Source organism: Butyrivibrio sp. FCS006, assembly GCF_000424525.1.
Lineage (GTDB): Bacteria > Bacillota > Clostridia > Lachnospirales > Lachnospiraceae > Butyrivibrio.
On the sequence record NZ_KE384204.1, the window covers coordinates 94,201 to 112,105 of the forward strand.

The window sequence follows — 17,905 nt, forward strand, 5'->3', positions numbered from 1 at the left end:
GCGTGCAAATATTTGTGAAACAGAAGGGAAAACTTTTTATGGGAACAACTGATTGGACACAGCTTTGGCTGAATTACCACAGAGTCTACGAGGGCGATGGCGCATGGAATATCGCCCTTGAAGGATTTTCAGACACTGATGTTGTCATATCAAATGCAATATGCGAGTTCAGAAAAGCCATAGAGCTCCTTACCGGAGAGCAGGTATCGGATTCGCCGGAAGCCGGCAAGAAGGCGCTGACACTTAAGATCGCAAAGGTCGCTTCAATATCCGCAGAAGGCTATAGCATCAAAGGAAGCACTAACGGCATAGACCTTAGCGCATCCGACGCAAATGGCGTTCTCTACGGCGTCTTCGCAATCCTGCGCCTAATAGCATGTGGTAAAAGAGCTGACGAAGTAGCCGAGACAGCCTCTCCATCCAACCCTCTTAGAATGATGAACCACTGGGACAACATGGATGGCAGCATCGAGCGCGGATACTCAGGAAATTCTTTCTTCTTCGAAAACGAAGAGATCATCATAAACGACAGAACCAGAGACTACGCCCGCTTCATGGCCAGCATCGGCATCAACGGCATTGTCATCAACAACGTAAATGTAAAGGGAGCAGCTTCATACCTCATCACTGACAGGTACTTTGATAAGGTAAAAGAGCTTTCGGACATCTTTGAAGGTTACGGAATAAAGCTCTACATGTCCCTTAACTTCGCATCACCTATCGAGATCGGAGGCATGGACACCTGCGATCCTCTTGATAGATCAGTCATCTCCTGGTGGGAGAAAAAGATAAAGGAAGTTTACGACAATCTCCCGCACCTCGGAGGCTTCCTTGTAAAGGCAGATTCAGAGGGAAGACCGGGACCTTTCACCTACGGAAGGACTCAGGCAGATGGCGCCAACATGCTCGCCGATGTGATAGCTCCTTACGGCGGAATCATCATCTGGAGATGCTTTGTCTATAACTGCACTCAGGACTGGCGCGACACCAAGACAGACAGAGCAAGAGCCGGCTACGATTACTTCAAGGACCTTGACGGAGCATATCATGACAACGTCATCCTTCAGATAAAGAACGGACCTATGGATTTCCAGATCCGCGAACCCGTATCTCCCCTTCTCGGTGGCCTTACAAAGACCAACCAGATGCTGGAGGTTCAGGCAGCTCAGGAGTACACAGGCCATCAGATCGACCTGTGTTATCTCATCCCTCTTTTCAAGGAAGTTCTCGACTTCCACACACATTGCAATGAGGAAAAAGACACTGTGGCTGACATTGTAAGTGGTCGCACCATGGGCAACAATCTCGGAGGAATGTCAGCAGTCATCAACACCGGAAATGACATGAACTGGACCGGAGATGACCTGGCAGCAGCCAATACCTACGGATTCGGAAGATTGTCTTTTAACACAGAGCTCACAGCTGAAGAAATAGCAAGAGAGTGGATCGCTCAGACACTGAATCTTCCAAAGAAGGAAGAGGACATCCTCTGCAGCATGCTTCTTCGCTCAAGAGAGATCTACGAGAGATACACATCACCTCTTGGAATCGGCTGGATGGTAACACCAAACGGCCACTACGGACCAAGCGTTGACGGCTATGAATACTCAAGATGGGGAACCTATCACAGGGCTGATCACCTTGGGATCGGTGTTGACAGAACAGATAGGGGAACGGGCTATGCCCAGCAGTACTACCCGGAAAATGCAAAGTTGTACAACGACCCGAATACCTGCCCGGAAGAACTCCTTCTTTTCTTCCATCACATTCCGTACACCTGGAAGCTTAAGACCGGAAAGACACTGATCCAGCACATCTACGACAGTCATTTCCAGGGAGAAGAAGAGGCAAGAGGTCTTGCAGCAGACTGGGACAGCTTAAAAGATGCAGTTCCCGAGGAAGTCTACAAAAGGGTAAAAGAAAGGTTCGACCTTCAGCTGGATAATGCCAGAGAGTGGAGAGATCAGGTGAACTCCTACTTCTACAGAAAATGTGGCATTCCGGACGAAAAAGGCAGAACCATTTATTAAGCAAAAGATATGAAGGCTTAGCCCACGCGGTTCGATAACTGATACTGCTTGGGCGAGACGCCTATCTGCGTTGAGAAACGCCTTGAAAAGCTGGAATAATTGTTGTATCCCACCATGAAGCACACATCGTAGGGGGAATTATTTTCCAGCAATAATTTTTGTGCAAGAGCGATTTTTTTTGCATTAATGTAATGTTTTAAAGAGTCACCTGTCGCTTCGCTAAAAGCGCGGCTAAGGTGATCACTGCTGTAGTGAAGCTCAGCAGACATGGCATTTATAGTGATCTCATCAGAGAGATGTCTATCGATATATTCCAGCACTTTTGCCACGGCAACGGGCATAGTGCTGCTTTTTTTCTGCGGAGGAACGTTCTCAGAGTACTTGCAGGTAAGAAGAAGGAACTCTGCAAGGTAGGCCTTCGCCAGGACACTGTGGCCGTAGCACTCGCTGTGGAGGGCTTCCTCAAGGTTTTTTGCCACGGCAATGAACTTGGGGATCGACTCCTTTGGAATGCGCAGGTGATTCATGTTTGCAGAATTCGTGCTCCTAAAGAGCGTGCTAAAATCAGTCTCGGAATCACCGAGGCTCTTTAGATACTCGTACTGGACGTTGATGACGATCCTCTCATAGCCGCTTACATCCTCAAGGTCAACACCATGGAAGACCAGCGGGCTTATAAAGAAAATGTCCCCGGGCTCCATCTTGAAAAGCTCGGGTTCCACCATCATATTTACATCCCCTTTTAAGAAAAGAACAACTTCATATCCGTCGTGGTTGTGGACAGTGCTGATGTCAGTGGGATCGACACGGGCCTTCTTGTGCTCACAGATGATCTCGCTGTCTATGACGGTATACGGGAAGTTCAGACACTTTTTCATACCTCTCCTTATACATGGGAAAAGAGCTTGTGCACTTTATATCGGAAAATGCAAAAAATATATGGTTTTTTGTGTATTTGTATTAAAATCCCATGCCCTATGATTTATTTATAGCATTCAAATGGGGAAACATCAACAAGCAAAAGTGGAAAGAAAACCTGGTGGGGGTAAAAGTGTCAAAGGTCAGTTTTGATAACAGGTTAATGTTCACTTACGAATCTAAATCTTTTCCCGGAGTCAATAAGGTAGCAGCACTGGTCAGGCAGGACCTGTACCTGGTAACAGGGTTCCATGCAGGTGAATATACAAAGGGATGTAAGTGTAAGAACCTGATAATTTACGGAACCGTCGGCAGGAGCGATTACCTGGATGAGCTTGAAGAAAAGGGACTCATAGATTTAGAGGAAGTGAGAGGCAAGTGGGAAGTCTACAGCTTTCAGGTTATAGACAGCCCGATGGATGGAGTTGATCACGCTGTGGTCATCGCCGGAAGCGACAAGCGCGGAACCATCTACGGACTGTTCCATCTCTCGGAGCTTCTCGGGGTATCACCACTTGTTAACTGGAATCACGTATTACCCAAAAAGAAGAAAAACGCTTCATTGACAGATGAAGTAAACATGGTCAGCAAAGAGCCATCTGTTAAATACAGAGGATTCTTTATAAATGATGAGTGGCCGGCTTTTGGAAATTGGGCCACAGAGCACTTCGGCGGAATAAACGCCAATTGCTATGAGAGAGTTTTCGAACTTCTCCTTCGCCTTAAGGGCAACTACCTATGGCCTGCCATGTGGGCATCGAACTTCAGCATGGACGGACCGGGGCTTGAGAGCGCAAGACTTGCGGACGAGTACGGAGTGGTGATGAGCACATCCCACCACGAACCCTGCATGAGAAGCGGAGAGGAGTACAGGCTCCTTCGGGGAGAGAACTCAATCTACGGAGATGCCTGGGACTTTAGGGCAAACAGAGAGGGAATCACCCGTTTCTGGCGAGACGGACTTATAAGAAACAAGTCCTTTGAAAATGTAATAACTCTTGGCATGCGAGGCGAGAGAGACTCAAGGATACTTGGGGATGATGCTTCGCTACAGGATAACATAGATCTGGTAAAAGACGTTTTGAAGACCCAGAACGATCTTATCAAAGAGACCATTGATGATGATCTAAAGAACGTTCCGAGGCAGATAGTTCTTTTCTCCGAAGTGGAAGAATTCTTCTACGGCAATGAAAAGACAAAGGGCCTTATGGGTGATCCGGAGCTTGAGGATGTAACTTTAATCCTCTCCGATAACAACGTCGGCTACACAAGAACACTTCCGGATAAGGAGATGAGAAATCATCCCGGCGGATTCGGAATGTACTATCACATGGATATGCACGGTGGTCCTTATTCCTTTAAGTGGATAGGAGCCACCTTCCTCCCAAGGGTATGGGAGCAGATGACAGCAGCTTACGAGTTCGGCGTAAGACAGATCTGGGTCACCAATGTTGGTGATATAGGCACTCAGGAGCTTGGTCTTTCATATTTCCTTGACCTTGCTTACGACATAGATAAGTGGGGCGGCACAGATGCAGCCATCACTGAGACTTACGTAAATGAGTGGGCGGAGAGGCAGTTTGGTGGTATGCTTCCTCTCTCCGGAAGAAACAAAGCAAAAAAGATCCTGTGGGATTACACCTCTCTTCTTGAAAAGAGACGCCACGAGATCATGAATGCAGATGTTTACCACCCTCTTCACTTTGGAGAGGCAGACATGGTCCTTGACCTCAGTGATGAGATACTTAAGGAATCAGCTGCACTTAAAAAGAGAATAGATGACGAGAATCTCTCGGCATTCATATCTCTTTTGTACTATCCGGCTTGCGGAACGGCCAACCTCATGAAGATGTGGATACTGGCCGGCAGGAACAAGTTCTTTGCAATGCAGAACAGAATTGAAGCCAACGATGTTGCAGAGCAGCTTGACGCTTGCGTAAAAGAAGATGCCCGTATCATTGATGAGTATGAAACGGTGGACGGCGGCTATTACAAAGGCTTTGGCAGATCGGAGCATGTGGGCTTTATCAACTGGAACGAAGAGGATAACAGATATCCAATAAGGCATCTTGTATATGGCGCCAATTCGCCGAGGATGCTGGTTTCCAGAGCAGAGGATGAAAACTACATGACGGGCCTTGAGTGGAATGATCACCCCCAGACCTGGAGTGACATGCTAAGACCGGATGTGAGCAGTATCGAATTTGACCTGATAAGCGGAAGCGAGATCCCTTACAAATACAGGATCAGCACCGATTGCAGCTGGCTTTTGTTTTCAAAGACAGAGGGCGAGGTCAAAAAAAGAGAGCGGATAACCCTTTCGGTGAATAAAGCTCTTTTGTCCGAAAAGATCACAGGCACGTTTACTGTAGAAGGCATTGGAATCGGATGCGCACACGTAACGGTGGAAGCTTCTCCTGCGGATGCTCCAAAGGGACTCTTTATTGAGAGCGACGGATATATCTGCATGGAAGCCGAGCATTTTTCCGAAAAAGCAGACACCAAAAAGGGAGGCTTTAAAGTTCTTTCTCCCTATGGAAGAAGCGGAAGCGCAATCAAGGCATTTCCTGTGACAGAGGATTTTTACAGGGGAAAGACAAGGCCCAGCGTCACATACAGATTTATTGCGACAGAAAATAGTGAGTACGAGGCAGTCTTTTTACTGGCACCTACAACACCGGTTACTTTTAAGCCGGAGCAGTACCTGGGATACTCGGTAAACGGCGGCAAGACAAAGATAATAAACACCGTCAGAGATCCTGAGAATCAGTTTTTCTTCAGCCCTCAGTGGCGTGAGGAAGCAATAAACAGCGTCAAGATCGTTACGGACATGATAAAGCTCGTAAAAGGGGAAAATGAACTTAAGTTTTATGGCTGCAGTCCCGGCATCGTTCTTGAGAGGATAGTGCTTATAAAAAAAGGAATTAAAATCCCGGAGTCCTACCTTGGACCCAGGGAGAGCTATATCAGGGGATTAGAGGAGGAATGAAATGAGCAGGCAAGCTAAGGCCCAAAATAAGGCGGGCGCCGGTGTCTATCTTAAAAAGTACTGGCAACTTTATGTGATGTTATTTTTACCACTGTTGTATCTTTTGATCTTTAAATATGCACCTATGATCTATGTGCAGATTGCGTTCAAGAAATACTCACTGGTAGAGAGTGTTTGGAAACTGCCACTGGCAGCTAATCACGGTTTTGAGTATTTTATCAAGGCATTCGGAAATAATGATTTCAGATATGCACTTAGAAATACACTTACACTTAACCTGCTGGATCTTGTTTTCGGATTCCCGGCACCTATCATATTTGCTCTTATATTAAATGAGCTTTGTTTCCAGCGTTATAAGAAGGTTGTGCAGACCATTGCTTACATGCCTCACTTCCTTTCATGGGTCATCATCTACAGCTTGGCGCTGCAGCTCCTTGCACCCAACGACGGACTCGTAAACATGGTTCTTATGAAGATGGGCGGATCATCAATCCCGTTCCTCAATGACGCAGCTCACTGGATCGGCAGCTACATCGGATTCGGTATCTGGCAGAACTTCGGTTGGGGCTCCATCGTATATCTGGCATCAATTGCCGGCATCAACCCTGAGCTCTACGAGGCAGCAGCCGTTGACGGAGCAGGCAGATTCAGGAAGATGTGGCACATCACACTTCCGGGCATCAAGCCAACCATCGTAGTTCTTCTTATCATGAACCTCGGAAATATCCTGGGCGGCGGATTTGACAGACCTTTCGCATTCCAGAACAACCTGGTCATGAAGGTTGCAGACGTTATCGCAACTTATGTATATCGTGTAGGTATCAAGGGACTTCAGTTCTCGCTGACAACAGCGGTTGGACTCTTCCAGTCGGTTGTTGGTGTGTTCTTCCTGCTGATGGCTAACTTTATCTCTCGTAAGCTTGGCGAGAGAGGAATCTGGTAAGGGAGGGCAAAAGAGATGAAAGTAAAATCAACGACTGATAAAGTATGGGACTGGGTGTTCGTGATATTTTGCCTCTTTGTGAGCCTTATCTGCGTCATCCCGATGCTGAACCTTCTTGCCAAATCCTTGAGTGGCACGGATTTCCTGGTAAGAAATGAAGTATATCTTTTACCTAAGGGACTTAACTTCGATGCTTATGCAACGGTACTTAAGGATCCCAAATACATAAGAGCATTTGTGTGGACTGTATTTCTTACAATTGTCTGCACCATAGCATCGCTTACAATGACAACACTTTGTGCTTATCCTCTTATCTTTGAGCACTTAAAGGGAAGAAAAGCAATTAACATTTTTATCACCATTACCATGTTCTTCAACGCAGGAACAATTCCGAACTATCTGCTGATGCAGAAGCTCCACCTGCTCAGTAACCCATTGGTTTTGATCCTGCCCGGTGTACTTAGTGTTTACAACATGATCATCATGAGGAGTTTCTTCTATGGAATTCCTGACAGCTTAAGGGAGTCAGCTGAGATCGACGGAGCAAGCCTTTTCAGGATCCTGATCAGCATTTACCTTCCTCTGTCAAAGCCGGTTCTTGCAACACTTGCACTGTTCTACGCAGTAGGAAGATGGAATGGTTACTCAGATGCCCTGATGTACATGAGAGATGACAGGTTCTACACACTGCAGCTTCTTCTGTACAACATCATCAACAACATCAACCAGGTAGAGGTTGCAACACAGGAGGGCTTTTCAGCTCCGGGACTTGCTGCATCACTTAAGGCAGCCATCGTTATGTTCTCAACGATCCCGATCCTGTGCATCTATCCTTTCCTGCAGAAGTACTTCATTCATGGAGTTACTCTTGGAGCGGTTAAGGAATAAGCAACACATTTAAAGTCGGTAGTAATTAATTAATTTCACATATAAAAAATATGGAGGTAGAGTTATGAAGAAAAAGGTATTATCTATGTTTCTTGCATCTGCAATGGCTCTTTCAATAGTTGCCTGCGGATCAGAGGGCGGTGGGGCAACCACAGAGACACCGGCAGCAACTACAGAAACACCTGCTGCTACAACAGAGACACAGGCAGAAGCACCTGCTGCTGAGCCTGAAACGGCATCAGAGCTTACAGACGGTAAGTTCGCTGACACAAGAAAGATCACAGTAGAGATCTACGACAGAGGAAATGACGGCGGTTCAGATCCTGAGAACAACATGTACACAGAGTACATCAAAAAGGGAATGCTCGAGGAGCACAACGTAGAAGTAACCTTCAAGAAGGTTCCAAGATGGACAGAGGTTGATGATATCAACAACCTTCTTGCAGCAGGCGAAGCTCCTGACATCTGCGTAACATACAGCTATCCTACAGTTCTTACATACGCTCAGATGGGCGGTGTTATCGATCTTCAGGACCTCATTGAGCAGTACAAGGCTGATACACCAAACCTTTGGAACTGGCTTGGTGACCAGAACATGCTTTGGGACAAAGATCCTAAGACAGGCGAAGTTTGGGCACTTGAAGGAAGACGTGCTGAGCAGCAGAGAATCGTTACTTTCGTTCGTCAGGACTGGCTCGATGCTCTTAACATGAAGGCTCCTACAACAACTCAGGAGTTCGAAGACATGCTCGTTGCATTCAGAGACAACGCTGATACTCTTCTTGGAAAAGACGCTTCCAAGATGGTTCCTTTCTCAACAAGCTATGATGTAGGTTGGAGAGCATCTAATATCATCACATCTTTCATGGATCCTAAGATCACTGACAAAGAGTACTACATCAACGGATTCGATGACAGAATGGTTACAGAGCCTCAGACAAAAGAAGCTGTTAAGCTCCTTAACAAGTGGTACAACGATGGCCTTATGTGGAAGGATTTCGCTCTTTACGGAAGCGGAGACACAACTGAGGACGATATGATCAAGGCCGGCTATGTAGGCGCATTCCAGCACAACTGGGATTATGTATTCAGAAACGGTGAGGATTCAATCAACTCTAACCTTATTAGAAACGTAGGTCCTGATGCTAAGTTCGTACCGGTTGACTGCTTCCAGAACTCAGACGGCAAGTATGCTAAGTGGCTTTACTCTTCAGCAGGCGACAGAAAGCTCTTCTTCCCTACAACAAACACAGAGCCTCTTGCATCACTTCTTTACCTCGACTTCATTTCAAAGCCTGAGACAATCAAGTACCTCCAGGCAGGTGATGAGGGTGTTACACACGAAGTTCTTGAGTCAGGCGCTATCCAGATCATCGCAGCAGAAGGCGATGCAATCCAGAACTCAGGTAAGAACATCGACTACACAATCACATGTAACGGAACATACTTCGGTGATCAGAAGCTTGCTGACCTTTCAATCGCTTATGGTTATGCCGGACAGGATCCTGAGCTTGTAAGTGCTGCTGACAAGATTTCTAAGGCAGACGGTCTTGAGCCTAAGAACGTTAACGTTGGTGTTATCGAGGCTGAGGCAGGTGTAGGTGATACACTTTCAGCTAAGAGAGATCAGGTTTATGATCAGGCTGTAGTTGCTTCTACTGCTGACTTCGATGCAGTTTGGGAAGCCGGTATTGCTGATTACCTTTCAGCAGGTGGACAGGCTATCATCGACGAGAGAACAGCTAAGTGGGCTGAGTACTTCGGCGATGCAGATATGCTTCCATAATATTAAGTTCCTCAGGGGCTGCGCTTTAGGGCGCAGCCCTTTTGTTTGGGGAGTCAGTGTGAGTCAGTGGGGACGGTTCAGTGTGAGTCAGTGGGGACGTTTCAGTTTGACTCATTTTGTGTAGCAAAATGAGTCAAACTGAAACGTCCCCACTGACTCACACTGAACCGTCCCCACTGACTCACACTGACTCCCCATATTTAAGAATAAGATGCCAAAATGTGATAAGAAAAAACCAGCCCATAAGAATAAACTAATATTTGTAAGAATGACCTTTTTTCAACATTACATAAATAAAAGGGGTACGCAATGAACAGAGAAGAAGCTAGAAACAGGGCAAAAGAGCTGGTTGCCAAGATGACAGTCGAAGAGAAGGCATCTCAGCTTCGTTATGACTCACCTGCAATAGACAGGCTGGGTGTTCCGGCCTACAACTGGTGGAATGAGGCGCTTCACGGTGTTGCAAGAGCCGGCACAGCCACCATGTTTCCACAGGCAATTGCACTGGCTGCAGCCTTTGATGAGGACCTTATGAAACAGGTCGGCGAGGTTATCGCAGAGGAAGGCAGAGCCAAGTACAATGAGCAGGCAAAGCGCGGTGACAGAGATATTTATAAGGGACTTACCTTCTGGTCACCAAATGTTAATATCTTCCGTGATCCCAGATGGGGACGCGGCCATGAGACCTACGGAGAGGATCCGTTCCTCACAGGAACCCTGGCAGTTCCTTTCATAAAGGGAATTCAGGGAGACGGAGAGTACATGAAGGCAGCAGCTTGTGCCAAGCACTTTGCTGTTCACTCAGGACCTGAGGGCGAAAGACACTTCTTCGATGCCAAGGCCAGCAAGAAGGACCTTGAGGAGACTTACCTTCCTGCATTTGAAGCCTGCGTAAAAGAAGGAAATGTCGAGGCAGTAATGGGAGCTTACAACAGAACCAACGGAGAGCCCTGCTGCGCCAACAAGCCACTTATGGTTGACCTTCTTCGTGGCAAATGGGGATTTAAGGGACACTTCGTATCAGACTGCTGGGCTATCCGCGATTTCCATGAGAATCACAAGGTTACAGCAACAGCTGAGGAATCGGTTAAGCTGGCCCTTGAGATGGGATGCGATGTGAACTGCGGATGTACCTACCAGAAGATGATGAATGCTTACAGAGCAGGACTTATCACTGAGGAGCAGATCACAGAGTCAGCAGTAAGACTCTTCACAACAAGATTCCTTCTTGGAATGTTTGATAAGACTGAGTACGACAACATTCCGTTTACAGTGGTTGAGTGCGATGAGCACCAGAAGGTTGCAAGCAGAGCTGCAGCTGAGAGTATAGTTCTTTTAAAGAATGACGGACTCCTTCCGCTGGATAAGACAAAGCTTAAGACCATCGGTGTAGTAGGACCAAACGCCGATTCAAGAATAGCACTTCAGGGTAACTACCACGGAACATCATCAAGATTCGTGACTGTCCTTGAAGGTATTGAAGATAAGGTAGAGGGATGCGCAAGAGTTCTTTATTCTGAAGGATGCGATCTCTGGAAGCCAAATCTCAGCAACCTTTCAGATCAGGACTATCCTGACAGACTCTCAGAAGTTCAGACCATCGCTGATTACTCAGATGTAATGGTGGTTGTAGTAGGACTCGATGAGAACCTTGAGGGCGAGGAAGGAGATGCAGGTAACCAGTTTGCATCAGGAGACAAGGTAAACCTTGAGCTTCCTATTCCTCAGAGACAGCTCCTTAATTCCGTTCTTGCATGTGGCAAGCCAACCATAGTGATCAACATGTCCGGAAGCTCTATCAACCTCGGTGTTGCACAGGACAAGGCTGCTGCAGTCATCCAGGCATGGTATCCGGGAGCAAAGGGCGGAAGAGACGTTGCAGACATCCTCTTTGGCGACGTATCACCTTCAGGCAAGCTTCCTGTAACCTTCTATAAGTCGGCAGATGATCTTCCTGACTTTAAGGATTACTCCATGAAGAACAGGACTTACAGATACTTTGAGGGAACACCTCTTTATCCTTTCGGATACGGACTTACATATGGTAAGTGCAGCGTAAAGGATGTGGACGTTGAACCTGTTAAGGACGACAAGGGCGAGTTTGCCGGAGCCAAGGTTACAGCTACTGTTGTAAACGAGGGCAAAAGAGATACCGACGACGTTGTTCAGATATACATCAAGGACACAGGTTTTGAGTTTGCAATTCCAAATCCAAGCCTTTGCGGATTTAAGAGAGTTCACCTTGCTGCCGGAGAAGAGAAAAAGGTTGTTGTTGATATAAACAAAAAGGCCTTTACTTCTGTAGACGAAGAGGGAGTCAGAGATCTCTTTTCCAAGAATTTCACCATCTACGCAGGCACATCACAGCCCGATAAGAGATCGGAAGAACTCACCGGCGTTAAATGTGCAGCCAAAGATGTACAGCTTTAACGAATTTTGAATACAAGCATAGTAAAAATGAATAGAAACCCGGGCATTTTTTCTGCAAATTTGTAATGTTGTATTTTAAGTTGTATTATTATATATTTTTTTTGAACACGTTTTTTAATGCGTGAGACGGGGGTATGAATATGAAATATCTTATAGGAATTGATGTTGGAACTTCAGCAACCAAGACGGTTCTTTTTGATGAGAACGGAGGCGTTGTTGCTGAGAGAGCTTACGAGTATCCCATGTACACTCCCCAGAACGGCTGGGCTGAGCAGGATGCTTATGACTGGAAGAAGGCTTCACTTGAGACTGTAGCAGCAGTTGTTAAGGAAGCGCTTGATTCAGGTAAGGTATCAGATGCTGTAGATATCAAGGGTATCGGTATCTCCGGACAGATGCACGGACTTGTAATGCTGGATGAAAATGGCGAAGTGATCAGACCTTCAATCATCTGGTGCGACCAGAGAACAGGCGATGAAGTAGAAGAGATGCTTAAGATTATGCCTCGTGAGAAGTGGATCGAGATCACAGCCAATCCTCCTCTTACAGGATGGACAGCTGCCAAGATCTTATGGGTTCGCAACAAGGAGCCTGAGAACTACAAGAAGTGCAGAAACATTCTTTTACCTAAGGATTACATCAGATACGTTCTGACCGGTGAGTTCGCTACAGAAGTTTCAGATGCATCAGGAATGCAGCTGATGGACGTTTCAAAGCGTGACTGGTCACAGGAAGTTTTGGACAAGCTCGGAATCGACAGAGCACTCCTTGGCAAGATGCATGAGTCCTGCGAGGTTACAGGAACTCTTTTACCTGAGATCGCAAGTCAGCTCGGACTTACTACAGATACTGTAGTTGTCGGAGGTGCAGGTGATAATGCAGCAGCTGCTGTAGGAACCGGCGTTGTAAGAGAGGGAACAGCCTTCACAACCATCGGGACTTCAGGCGTTGTATTTGCACATACAGACAAGGTATCCATCGATCCTAAGGGCAGAGTTCACACATGCTGCTGCGCAGTACCCGGTGCATGGCATATCATGGGCGTTACCCAGGCAGCAGGTTTCTCACTCAAGTGGTTCAGAGACAACTTCTGCCAGAGCTATATAGAAGAAGCCAAGGAAAAGGGAGTTGATCCCTATGACCTTATAAATGCGGATATCGAGACCGTTCCCGTTGGTTCAGACAGACTTATCTATCTGCCATACCTCAACGGTGAGAGAACACCACACCTTGATGACAAGGCAAGAGGCGTGTTCTTCGGACTTTCAGGTATCCACACAAGAAAGCATCTCTTAAGAGCAGTTATGGAAGGCGTTTCCTACTCACTCTGTGACTGTAACGATATCCTCAATGAAATGGGTATCAGTGTAAAAGAGATGATGGCCTGCGGCGGAGGCGGAAAGAGCAAGATCTGGAGACAGATGCTCTCAGACCTCTACGGATGCAAGGTTGCAACCATCAACCAGGAACAGGGACCTGCTCTTGGCGTAGCAATCCTGGCAGGCGTAGGCAGCGGAGTATATGCAAGCGTACAGGAAGCCTGCGACAAGCTTATCACTAAGGCAAAAGAGACTGAGCCTGTAGCAGATAATGCTGCCAAGTATGCAGAGTACCACAAGCTTTACAAGAAGCTCTATGCAGACCTTAAGGATGACTACAAGGCACTTGCCGAGCTTTGATAAATGTATCTAAGAGGCATCTGGCCTCTGAAAATAAAACAAGATTTCTGAGAGTAGAAAGGGGATTATTATGATTAACATTCCAGATTTAAAAATTGGTATCGTTGCAGTTAGCCGTGACTGTTTCCCGGCATCACTTGCTGTAAACAGAAGAAAGGCTCTTATCGATGCCTACAAGAAGAACTTTGATGAGAAGGATATCTATGAGTGTCCTGTATGTATCATCGAGAGCGAGATCCAGGCTATGGAAGCTCTTGAGGATATCAAGAAAGCCGGATGTAACGCACTTTGCGTATATCTTGGAAACTTCGGACCTGAGATTTCAGAGACACTTATCGCTGAGAAGTTCGACGGACCGGTTATGTTCTGCGCAGCTGCTGAGGAGTCACAGAATGACCTTATCGACGGCAGAGGAGATGCTTACTGCGGAATGCTCAATGCAAGCTACAACCTCCACCTTCGTGGTGTAAAGGCTTATATTCCTGAGTACCCTGTAGGAACAGCTGAAGAGTGCGCTAAGATGATCAACGAGTTCGTGCCTATCGCAAGAGCTATCTATGGCCTTTCAAACCTCAAGGTTATCGCATTCGGACCTCGTCCTATGAACTTCCTTGCATGTAACGCACCTATCCAGCAGATCTACAACATCGGTGCAGAAGTAGAAGAGAACTCAGAGCTTGACCTCTTCGAGAGCTTCAACAAGCACGCAGGTGATCCTAGAATCGCTGACATCAAGGCTGACATGGAGAAAGACCTCGGCGCAGGTAACAAGAAGCCTGAGATCCTTGAGAAGCTTGCTCAGTATGAGCTTACACTTCTTGACTGGATAGAGGAGCACAGAGGAAGCAAGAAGTTCGTATGTATCGCCGGAAAGTGCTGGCCTGCATTCCAGACTCAGTTTGGTTTCGTTCCTTGCTACGTTAACTCAAGACTTACAGGACGCGGAATTCCTGTATCCTGCGAAGTAGATATCTACGGTGCAATTTCTGAGTTCATCGGAACATGCATCAGTAACGACGCTGTTACACTTCTTGATATCAACAACTCTGTACCTGATGATATGTACGAGCAGTCAATCAAGAATCAGACAAACTACAAGCACACAGATACATTCATGGGCTTCCACTGCGGAAATACATGCACAAGCAAGCTTTCAAGCTGCGAGATGAAGTTCCAGAGAATCATGGCTCGTAACCTTCCTGAGGAAGTTACACAGGGAACACTTGAGGGTGACATCATTCCCGGTGATATCACATTCTACAGACTGCAGAGCACATCTGACAACCACCTTCGTGCATATGTTGCACAGGGAGAAGTTCTCAATACTCCTACAAAGTCCTTCGGTGGTATCGGTGTATTCGCTATTCCTGAGATGGGAAGATTCTACAGACACGTTCTTATCCAGAACAACTTCCCTCACCACGGAGCAGTTGCTTTCGGACACTTCGGAAAGGCACTCTTTGAGGTATTCAAGTATGTTGGAGCAGAGACAATCGGCTACAATCAGCCTGCATCTCTTCCTTATCCAACAGAGAATCCTTTCGCATAATTTATCGACGACTGAAAAGTCCTCTCCGCTTTCACCGGCGGAGGGGGCTTTTACTTTGCAATTGATACTAACAGCAGTATTTGATATAGTGAACTCAATTGCGAAAGGCAGTAAGTATTAACATAGAAGGAGCATTACTCATGAAGATAGTGATCGCTGACAAAGACAGTGTCGGAACAGATATGGACTACAGCATTTATGATGAGCTGGGTGAGGTTACCTACTATGATGATAAGGTAACTGAGGAAAACGCAGAAAAAAGGCTTAAGGGCGCCAATGTCCTTGTGATCAACAAGAGCCAGATAACAGACAAGCTCCTTGATGCAGCACCGGACCTTGAACTCATCTGCGAGTTCGCAACCGGGTTTGACAACGCCAACATTCCGGCCTGTGACAGACACGGAGTAAAGGTTGCAAATGTTGTGAACTACTCGACAGCCTCCGTTGCCCAGCACACCTTCGCCATGCTCTTTTATCTAATGGAGAATCTCCGCCACTATGATGAATTTGTTAAGAGCGGAGCCTATGCAAACCAGTCTCATTTCTGTTGCCTGGATATTCCCTTCGATGAGCTTGATGGCAAGACCTACGGAATCGTCGGCATGGGAAACATCGGAAGGAAGGTCGCTCAGATAGCTACTGCCTACGGCGCTCACGTAATATTCTATGCTTCCTCCGGACATAGCGACTGTACAGAATACGAGCAGGTAAGCTTTGACGAGCTCCTTTCAAGGTCAGATGTGATCTCCCTTCACTGTCCTTTATCCGACAGGACAAGAGATCTTTTTGACAAAAGAGCTTTCGAGAAAATGAAGAAAACCGCAATCCTCATCAATGTCGCAAGAGGCGCGGTTGTTGTGGAAAAAGACTTATCTGATGCTCTTATAAACGGAGAAATAGCCGCAGCGGGACTCGATGTTTTAAGCCCCGAACCCATGGCTAAAGACTCCACTCTTTTAAAGATTCAGGACAGCGGAAAACTCATTGTAACTCCGCACCTGGCCTGGGCCAGCACACAGGCAAGAACCCGTTGTCTTGACGAAGTTAAGAAGAACATTGTGAGCTGGATGGAAGGTAAACCGAGGAATATTGTAAATTGATCATATAAAAAACAGCCTCTTCACAGTTGAGTGAAAAGGCTGCTGTTTTTTATTCAAGTGCTTTTTTGATCTGCTCAATGACAATCTTCAGTGCCTTGATCCTTGCGTATTTCTTGTCCACGGATTCAAGTACATACCAGGGTGCAAAGGTGGTGCTGGTCTTTGCGATCATCTCATCGATTGCCCCCTCGTAGAGATCCCATTTCTCACGGTTTCTCCAGTCTTCGTCGGTGATCTTCCACTGCTTCTCCGGAGTGTTCTGCCTGTCGTTGAAGCGCTCAAGCTGAGTATCTTTGTCGATCTGAACCCAGAACTTGATGATGACTGCGCCCCAGTCGCTCAGCTCTTTTTCAAACTCATTGATCTCGTTGTAGGCTCTCTGCCAGTCGTTCTCGGAACAGAATCCCTCAAGCCTTTCAACCATTACACGGCCGTACCAGGTCCTGTCGAAAATTGTGATGTGGCCGGTCTTTGGAAGTCTCGTCCAGAATCTCCACAGATAGTGACGGGCCTTTTCGTGGGGCTCGGGACTAGCAATCGGCTCAACTACATAGTCTCTTGGGTCCAGGGCCTCTGTGATCCTCTTTATGTTTCCGCCCTTTCCGGCAGCATCCCAGCCTTCGTAGGCAATAATGACAGGGATCTTTTTTCTGTAAACTTTGTTTCCAAGCTCTTTTAACTCCTTCTGAAGTCTGTCCAGCTCAGCGTCGTAGTTCTCGGAAGATACAGTCTTATCTTCAAGAGATATCTCAGAGAGCTTGCAGGATTTTTCAAGAGGGAAGGTGTTCTGAAGAATCGGAACATTCATCTTCTGGTTCTTCAGCGCGATATCTATGCCCTGATTAAGGAATTGCAAAACCTGGAGCTCTGCCCACTTCTTGTCAGTGGCATCGATGATGTACCACGGGGCGCGGGACTGATTGGTGTCGCTAAGGTATTTCTCAAACACCTCAAGACATCTGTCATAGTGCTTGTTCTGCAGAAGGTCGTCCTTGTCTACACGCCAGCTGGTGTCTTTGCTACCCTGAAGGTTTTCCAGGCGCTTTTTCTGTTCTTTTTTGGATATATGGAAAAAGAACTTTATGACCAGATAACCGTTGTCGCAAAGCTGCCTTTCAATGACATTTATGGAGTGAACTCTTTTTTGGTAAATCTCTTCGGTGAGCTTTTTATCAAGCACGCCGTCAACCACTTCCTCCATCCAGCAGGTATCAAAGAAGCGGAATTTGCCGGCTTCCGGAATTTCTTTTATGTATCTGTAGAGGAAGGGATATCTCTTTTCCTCAGGGCTTGGCTCCCTGTCCATGGTGGCAACCTTAAAGAATCTCGGGTCGATGTTTCTTATGACCTTACCAATCAGGGCACCTTTTCCTGCAGCATTCCAGCCCTCAAACAAAACCATCACGGGAAGACCTGCTTCTTTTATCTTCATCTGGAATGCAGACAGACGGGCACGTTCTTCCTTGAGCTTTGTCTTCAGCTCTTCTTCATCCGGTAATTCGGCTTTTATAAAGTCTTTCAGCATAGGTCTTCCTCCTTAATTCTATAACGATTTTACAACAATATAATACCACAAAACCGCCCATAAATACG

At 46.6% G+C, this 17,905-nt stretch carries 11 protein-coding genes; 9 read left to right on the forward strand and 2 right to left on the reverse strand.

Annotated elements, in window-relative coordinates:
- The first annotated feature begins 38 nt into the window (after positions 1–38).
- Positions 39–2,030 carry an alpha-glucuronidase gene (locus G633_RS18225; RefSeq protein ID WP_081664771.1) on the forward strand — a complete coding sequence of 664 codons (1,992 nt, stop codon included), beginning with the start codon at positions 39–41 and terminating at the stop codon, positions 2,028–2,030.
- Between the two features lie 17 nt (positions 2,031–2,047).
- Here G633_RS18225 and G633_RS0111740 read toward each other — a convergent pair whose 3' ends face one another.
- Complete coding sequence (locus G633_RS0111740; RefSeq protein WP_022768002.1) at positions 2,048–2,908, reverse strand: AraC family transcriptional regulator; 861 nt, start codon at positions 2,906–2,908, stop codon at positions 2,048–2,050.
- Between the two features lie 203 nt (positions 2,909–3,111).
- Between G633_RS0111740 and G633_RS0111745 the strand changes: the two genes are divergently transcribed.
- From G633_RS0111745 to G633_RS0111780, 8 genes are all read left to right on the forward strand, one after another.
- Entirely contained in the window at positions 3,112–5,937 is a 2,826-nt protein-coding gene (locus G633_RS0111745; protein ID WP_081664799.1) for a glycosyl hydrolase 115 family protein, read from the forward strand.
- A gap of 1 nt (position 5,938) precedes the next feature.
- Positions 5,939–6,880: an ABC transporter permease gene (locus G633_RS0111750; protein WP_022768004.1), complete on the forward strand. Its 942-nt coding sequence runs from the start codon at positions 5,939–5,941 to the stop codon at positions 6,878–6,880.
- 15 nt (positions 6,881–6,895) lie between these two features.
- Positions 6,896–7,768 carry a carbohydrate ABC transporter permease gene (locus G633_RS0111755; RefSeq protein ID WP_022768005.1) on the forward strand — a complete coding sequence of 291 codons (873 nt, stop codon included), beginning with the start codon at positions 6,896–6,898 and terminating at the stop codon, positions 7,766–7,768.
- Positions 7,769–7,832: 64 nt separating this feature from the next.
- The gene (locus tag G633_RS0111760) at positions 7,833–9,554 is read left to right on the forward strand and encodes an extracellular solute-binding protein (RefSeq protein WP_026520025.1); all 1,722 of its coding nucleotides are present in this window, start codon (positions 7,833–7,835) and stop codon (positions 9,552–9,554) included.
- A gap of 309 nt (positions 9,555–9,863) precedes the next feature.
- Complete coding sequence (locus G633_RS0111765; RefSeq protein WP_026520026.1) at positions 9,864–11,984, forward strand: glycoside hydrolase family 3 C-terminal domain-containing protein; 2,121 nt, start codon at positions 9,864–9,866, stop codon at positions 11,982–11,984.
- Positions 11,985–12,124: 140 nt separating this feature from the next.
- The gene (gene xylB, locus G633_RS0111770; protein WP_026520027.1) at positions 12,125–13,663 is read left to right on the forward strand and encodes a xylulokinase; all 1,539 of its coding nucleotides are present in this window, start codon (positions 12,125–12,127) and stop codon (positions 13,661–13,663) included.
- Between the two features lie 70 nt (positions 13,664–13,733).
- Positions 13,734–15,212 carry an L-fucose/L-arabinose isomerase family protein gene (locus G633_RS0111775; RefSeq protein WP_022768009.1) on the forward strand — a complete coding sequence of 493 codons (1,479 nt, stop codon included), beginning with the start codon at positions 13,734–13,736 and terminating at the stop codon, positions 15,210–15,212.
- A gap of 140 nt (positions 15,213–15,352) precedes the next feature.
- Complete coding sequence (locus tag G633_RS0111780) at positions 15,353–16,312, forward strand: D-2-hydroxyacid dehydrogenase (protein ID WP_026520028.1); 960 nt, start codon at positions 15,353–15,355, stop codon at positions 16,310–16,312.
- Between the two features lie 49 nt (positions 16,313–16,361).
- On the opposite strand, the gene pap is transcribed toward G633_RS0111780, so the two are convergent.
- The gene (pap, locus tag G633_RS0111785; protein WP_026520029.1) at positions 16,362–17,837 is read right to left on the reverse strand and encodes a polyphosphate:AMP phosphotransferase; all 1,476 of its coding nucleotides are present in this window, start codon (positions 17,835–17,837) and stop codon (positions 16,362–16,364) included.
- Positions 17,838–17,905: the final 68 nt, after the last annotated feature.

Coding starts and splice junctions, on each gene's coding strand:
- xylB (WP_026520027.1), top strand. CDS start 12,125: ATGAAATATCTTATAGGAATTGATGTTGGAACTTCAGCAACCAAGACG.
- pap (WP_026520029.1), bottom strand. CDS start 17,837: ATGCTGAAAGACTTTATAAAAGCCGAATTACCGGATGAAGAAGAGCTG.
- G633_RS0111765 (WP_026520026.1), top strand. CDS start 9,864: ATGAACAGAGAAGAAGCTAGAAACAGGGCAAAAGAGCTGGTTGCCAAG.
- G633_RS18225 (WP_081664771.1), top strand. CDS start 39: ATGGGAACAACTGATTGGACACAGCTTTGGCTGAATTACCACAGAGTC.
- G633_RS0111780 (WP_026520028.1), top strand. CDS start 15,353: ATGAAGATAGTGATCGCTGACAAAGACAGTGTCGGAACAGATATGGAC.
- G633_RS0111760 (WP_026520025.1), top strand. CDS start 7,833: ATGAAGAAAAAGGTATTATCTATGTTTCTTGCATCTGCAATGGCTCTT.
- G633_RS0111745 (WP_081664799.1), top strand. CDS start 3,112: ATGTTCACTTACGAATCTAAATCTTTTCCCGGAGTCAATAAGGTAGCA.
- G633_RS0111755 (WP_022768005.1), top strand. CDS start 6,896: ATGAAAGTAAAATCAACGACTGATAAAGTATGGGACTGGGTGTTCGTG.
- G633_RS0111775 (WP_022768009.1), top strand. CDS start 13,734: ATGATTAACATTCCAGATTTAAAAATTGGTATCGTTGCAGTTAGCCGT.
- G633_RS0111740 (WP_022768002.1), bottom strand. CDS start 2,908: ATGAAAAAGTGTCTGAACTTCCCGTATACCGTCATAGACAGCGAGATC.
- G633_RS0111750 (WP_022768004.1), top strand. CDS start 5,939: ATGAGCAGGCAAGCTAAGGCCCAAAATAAGGCGGGCGCCGGTGTCTAT.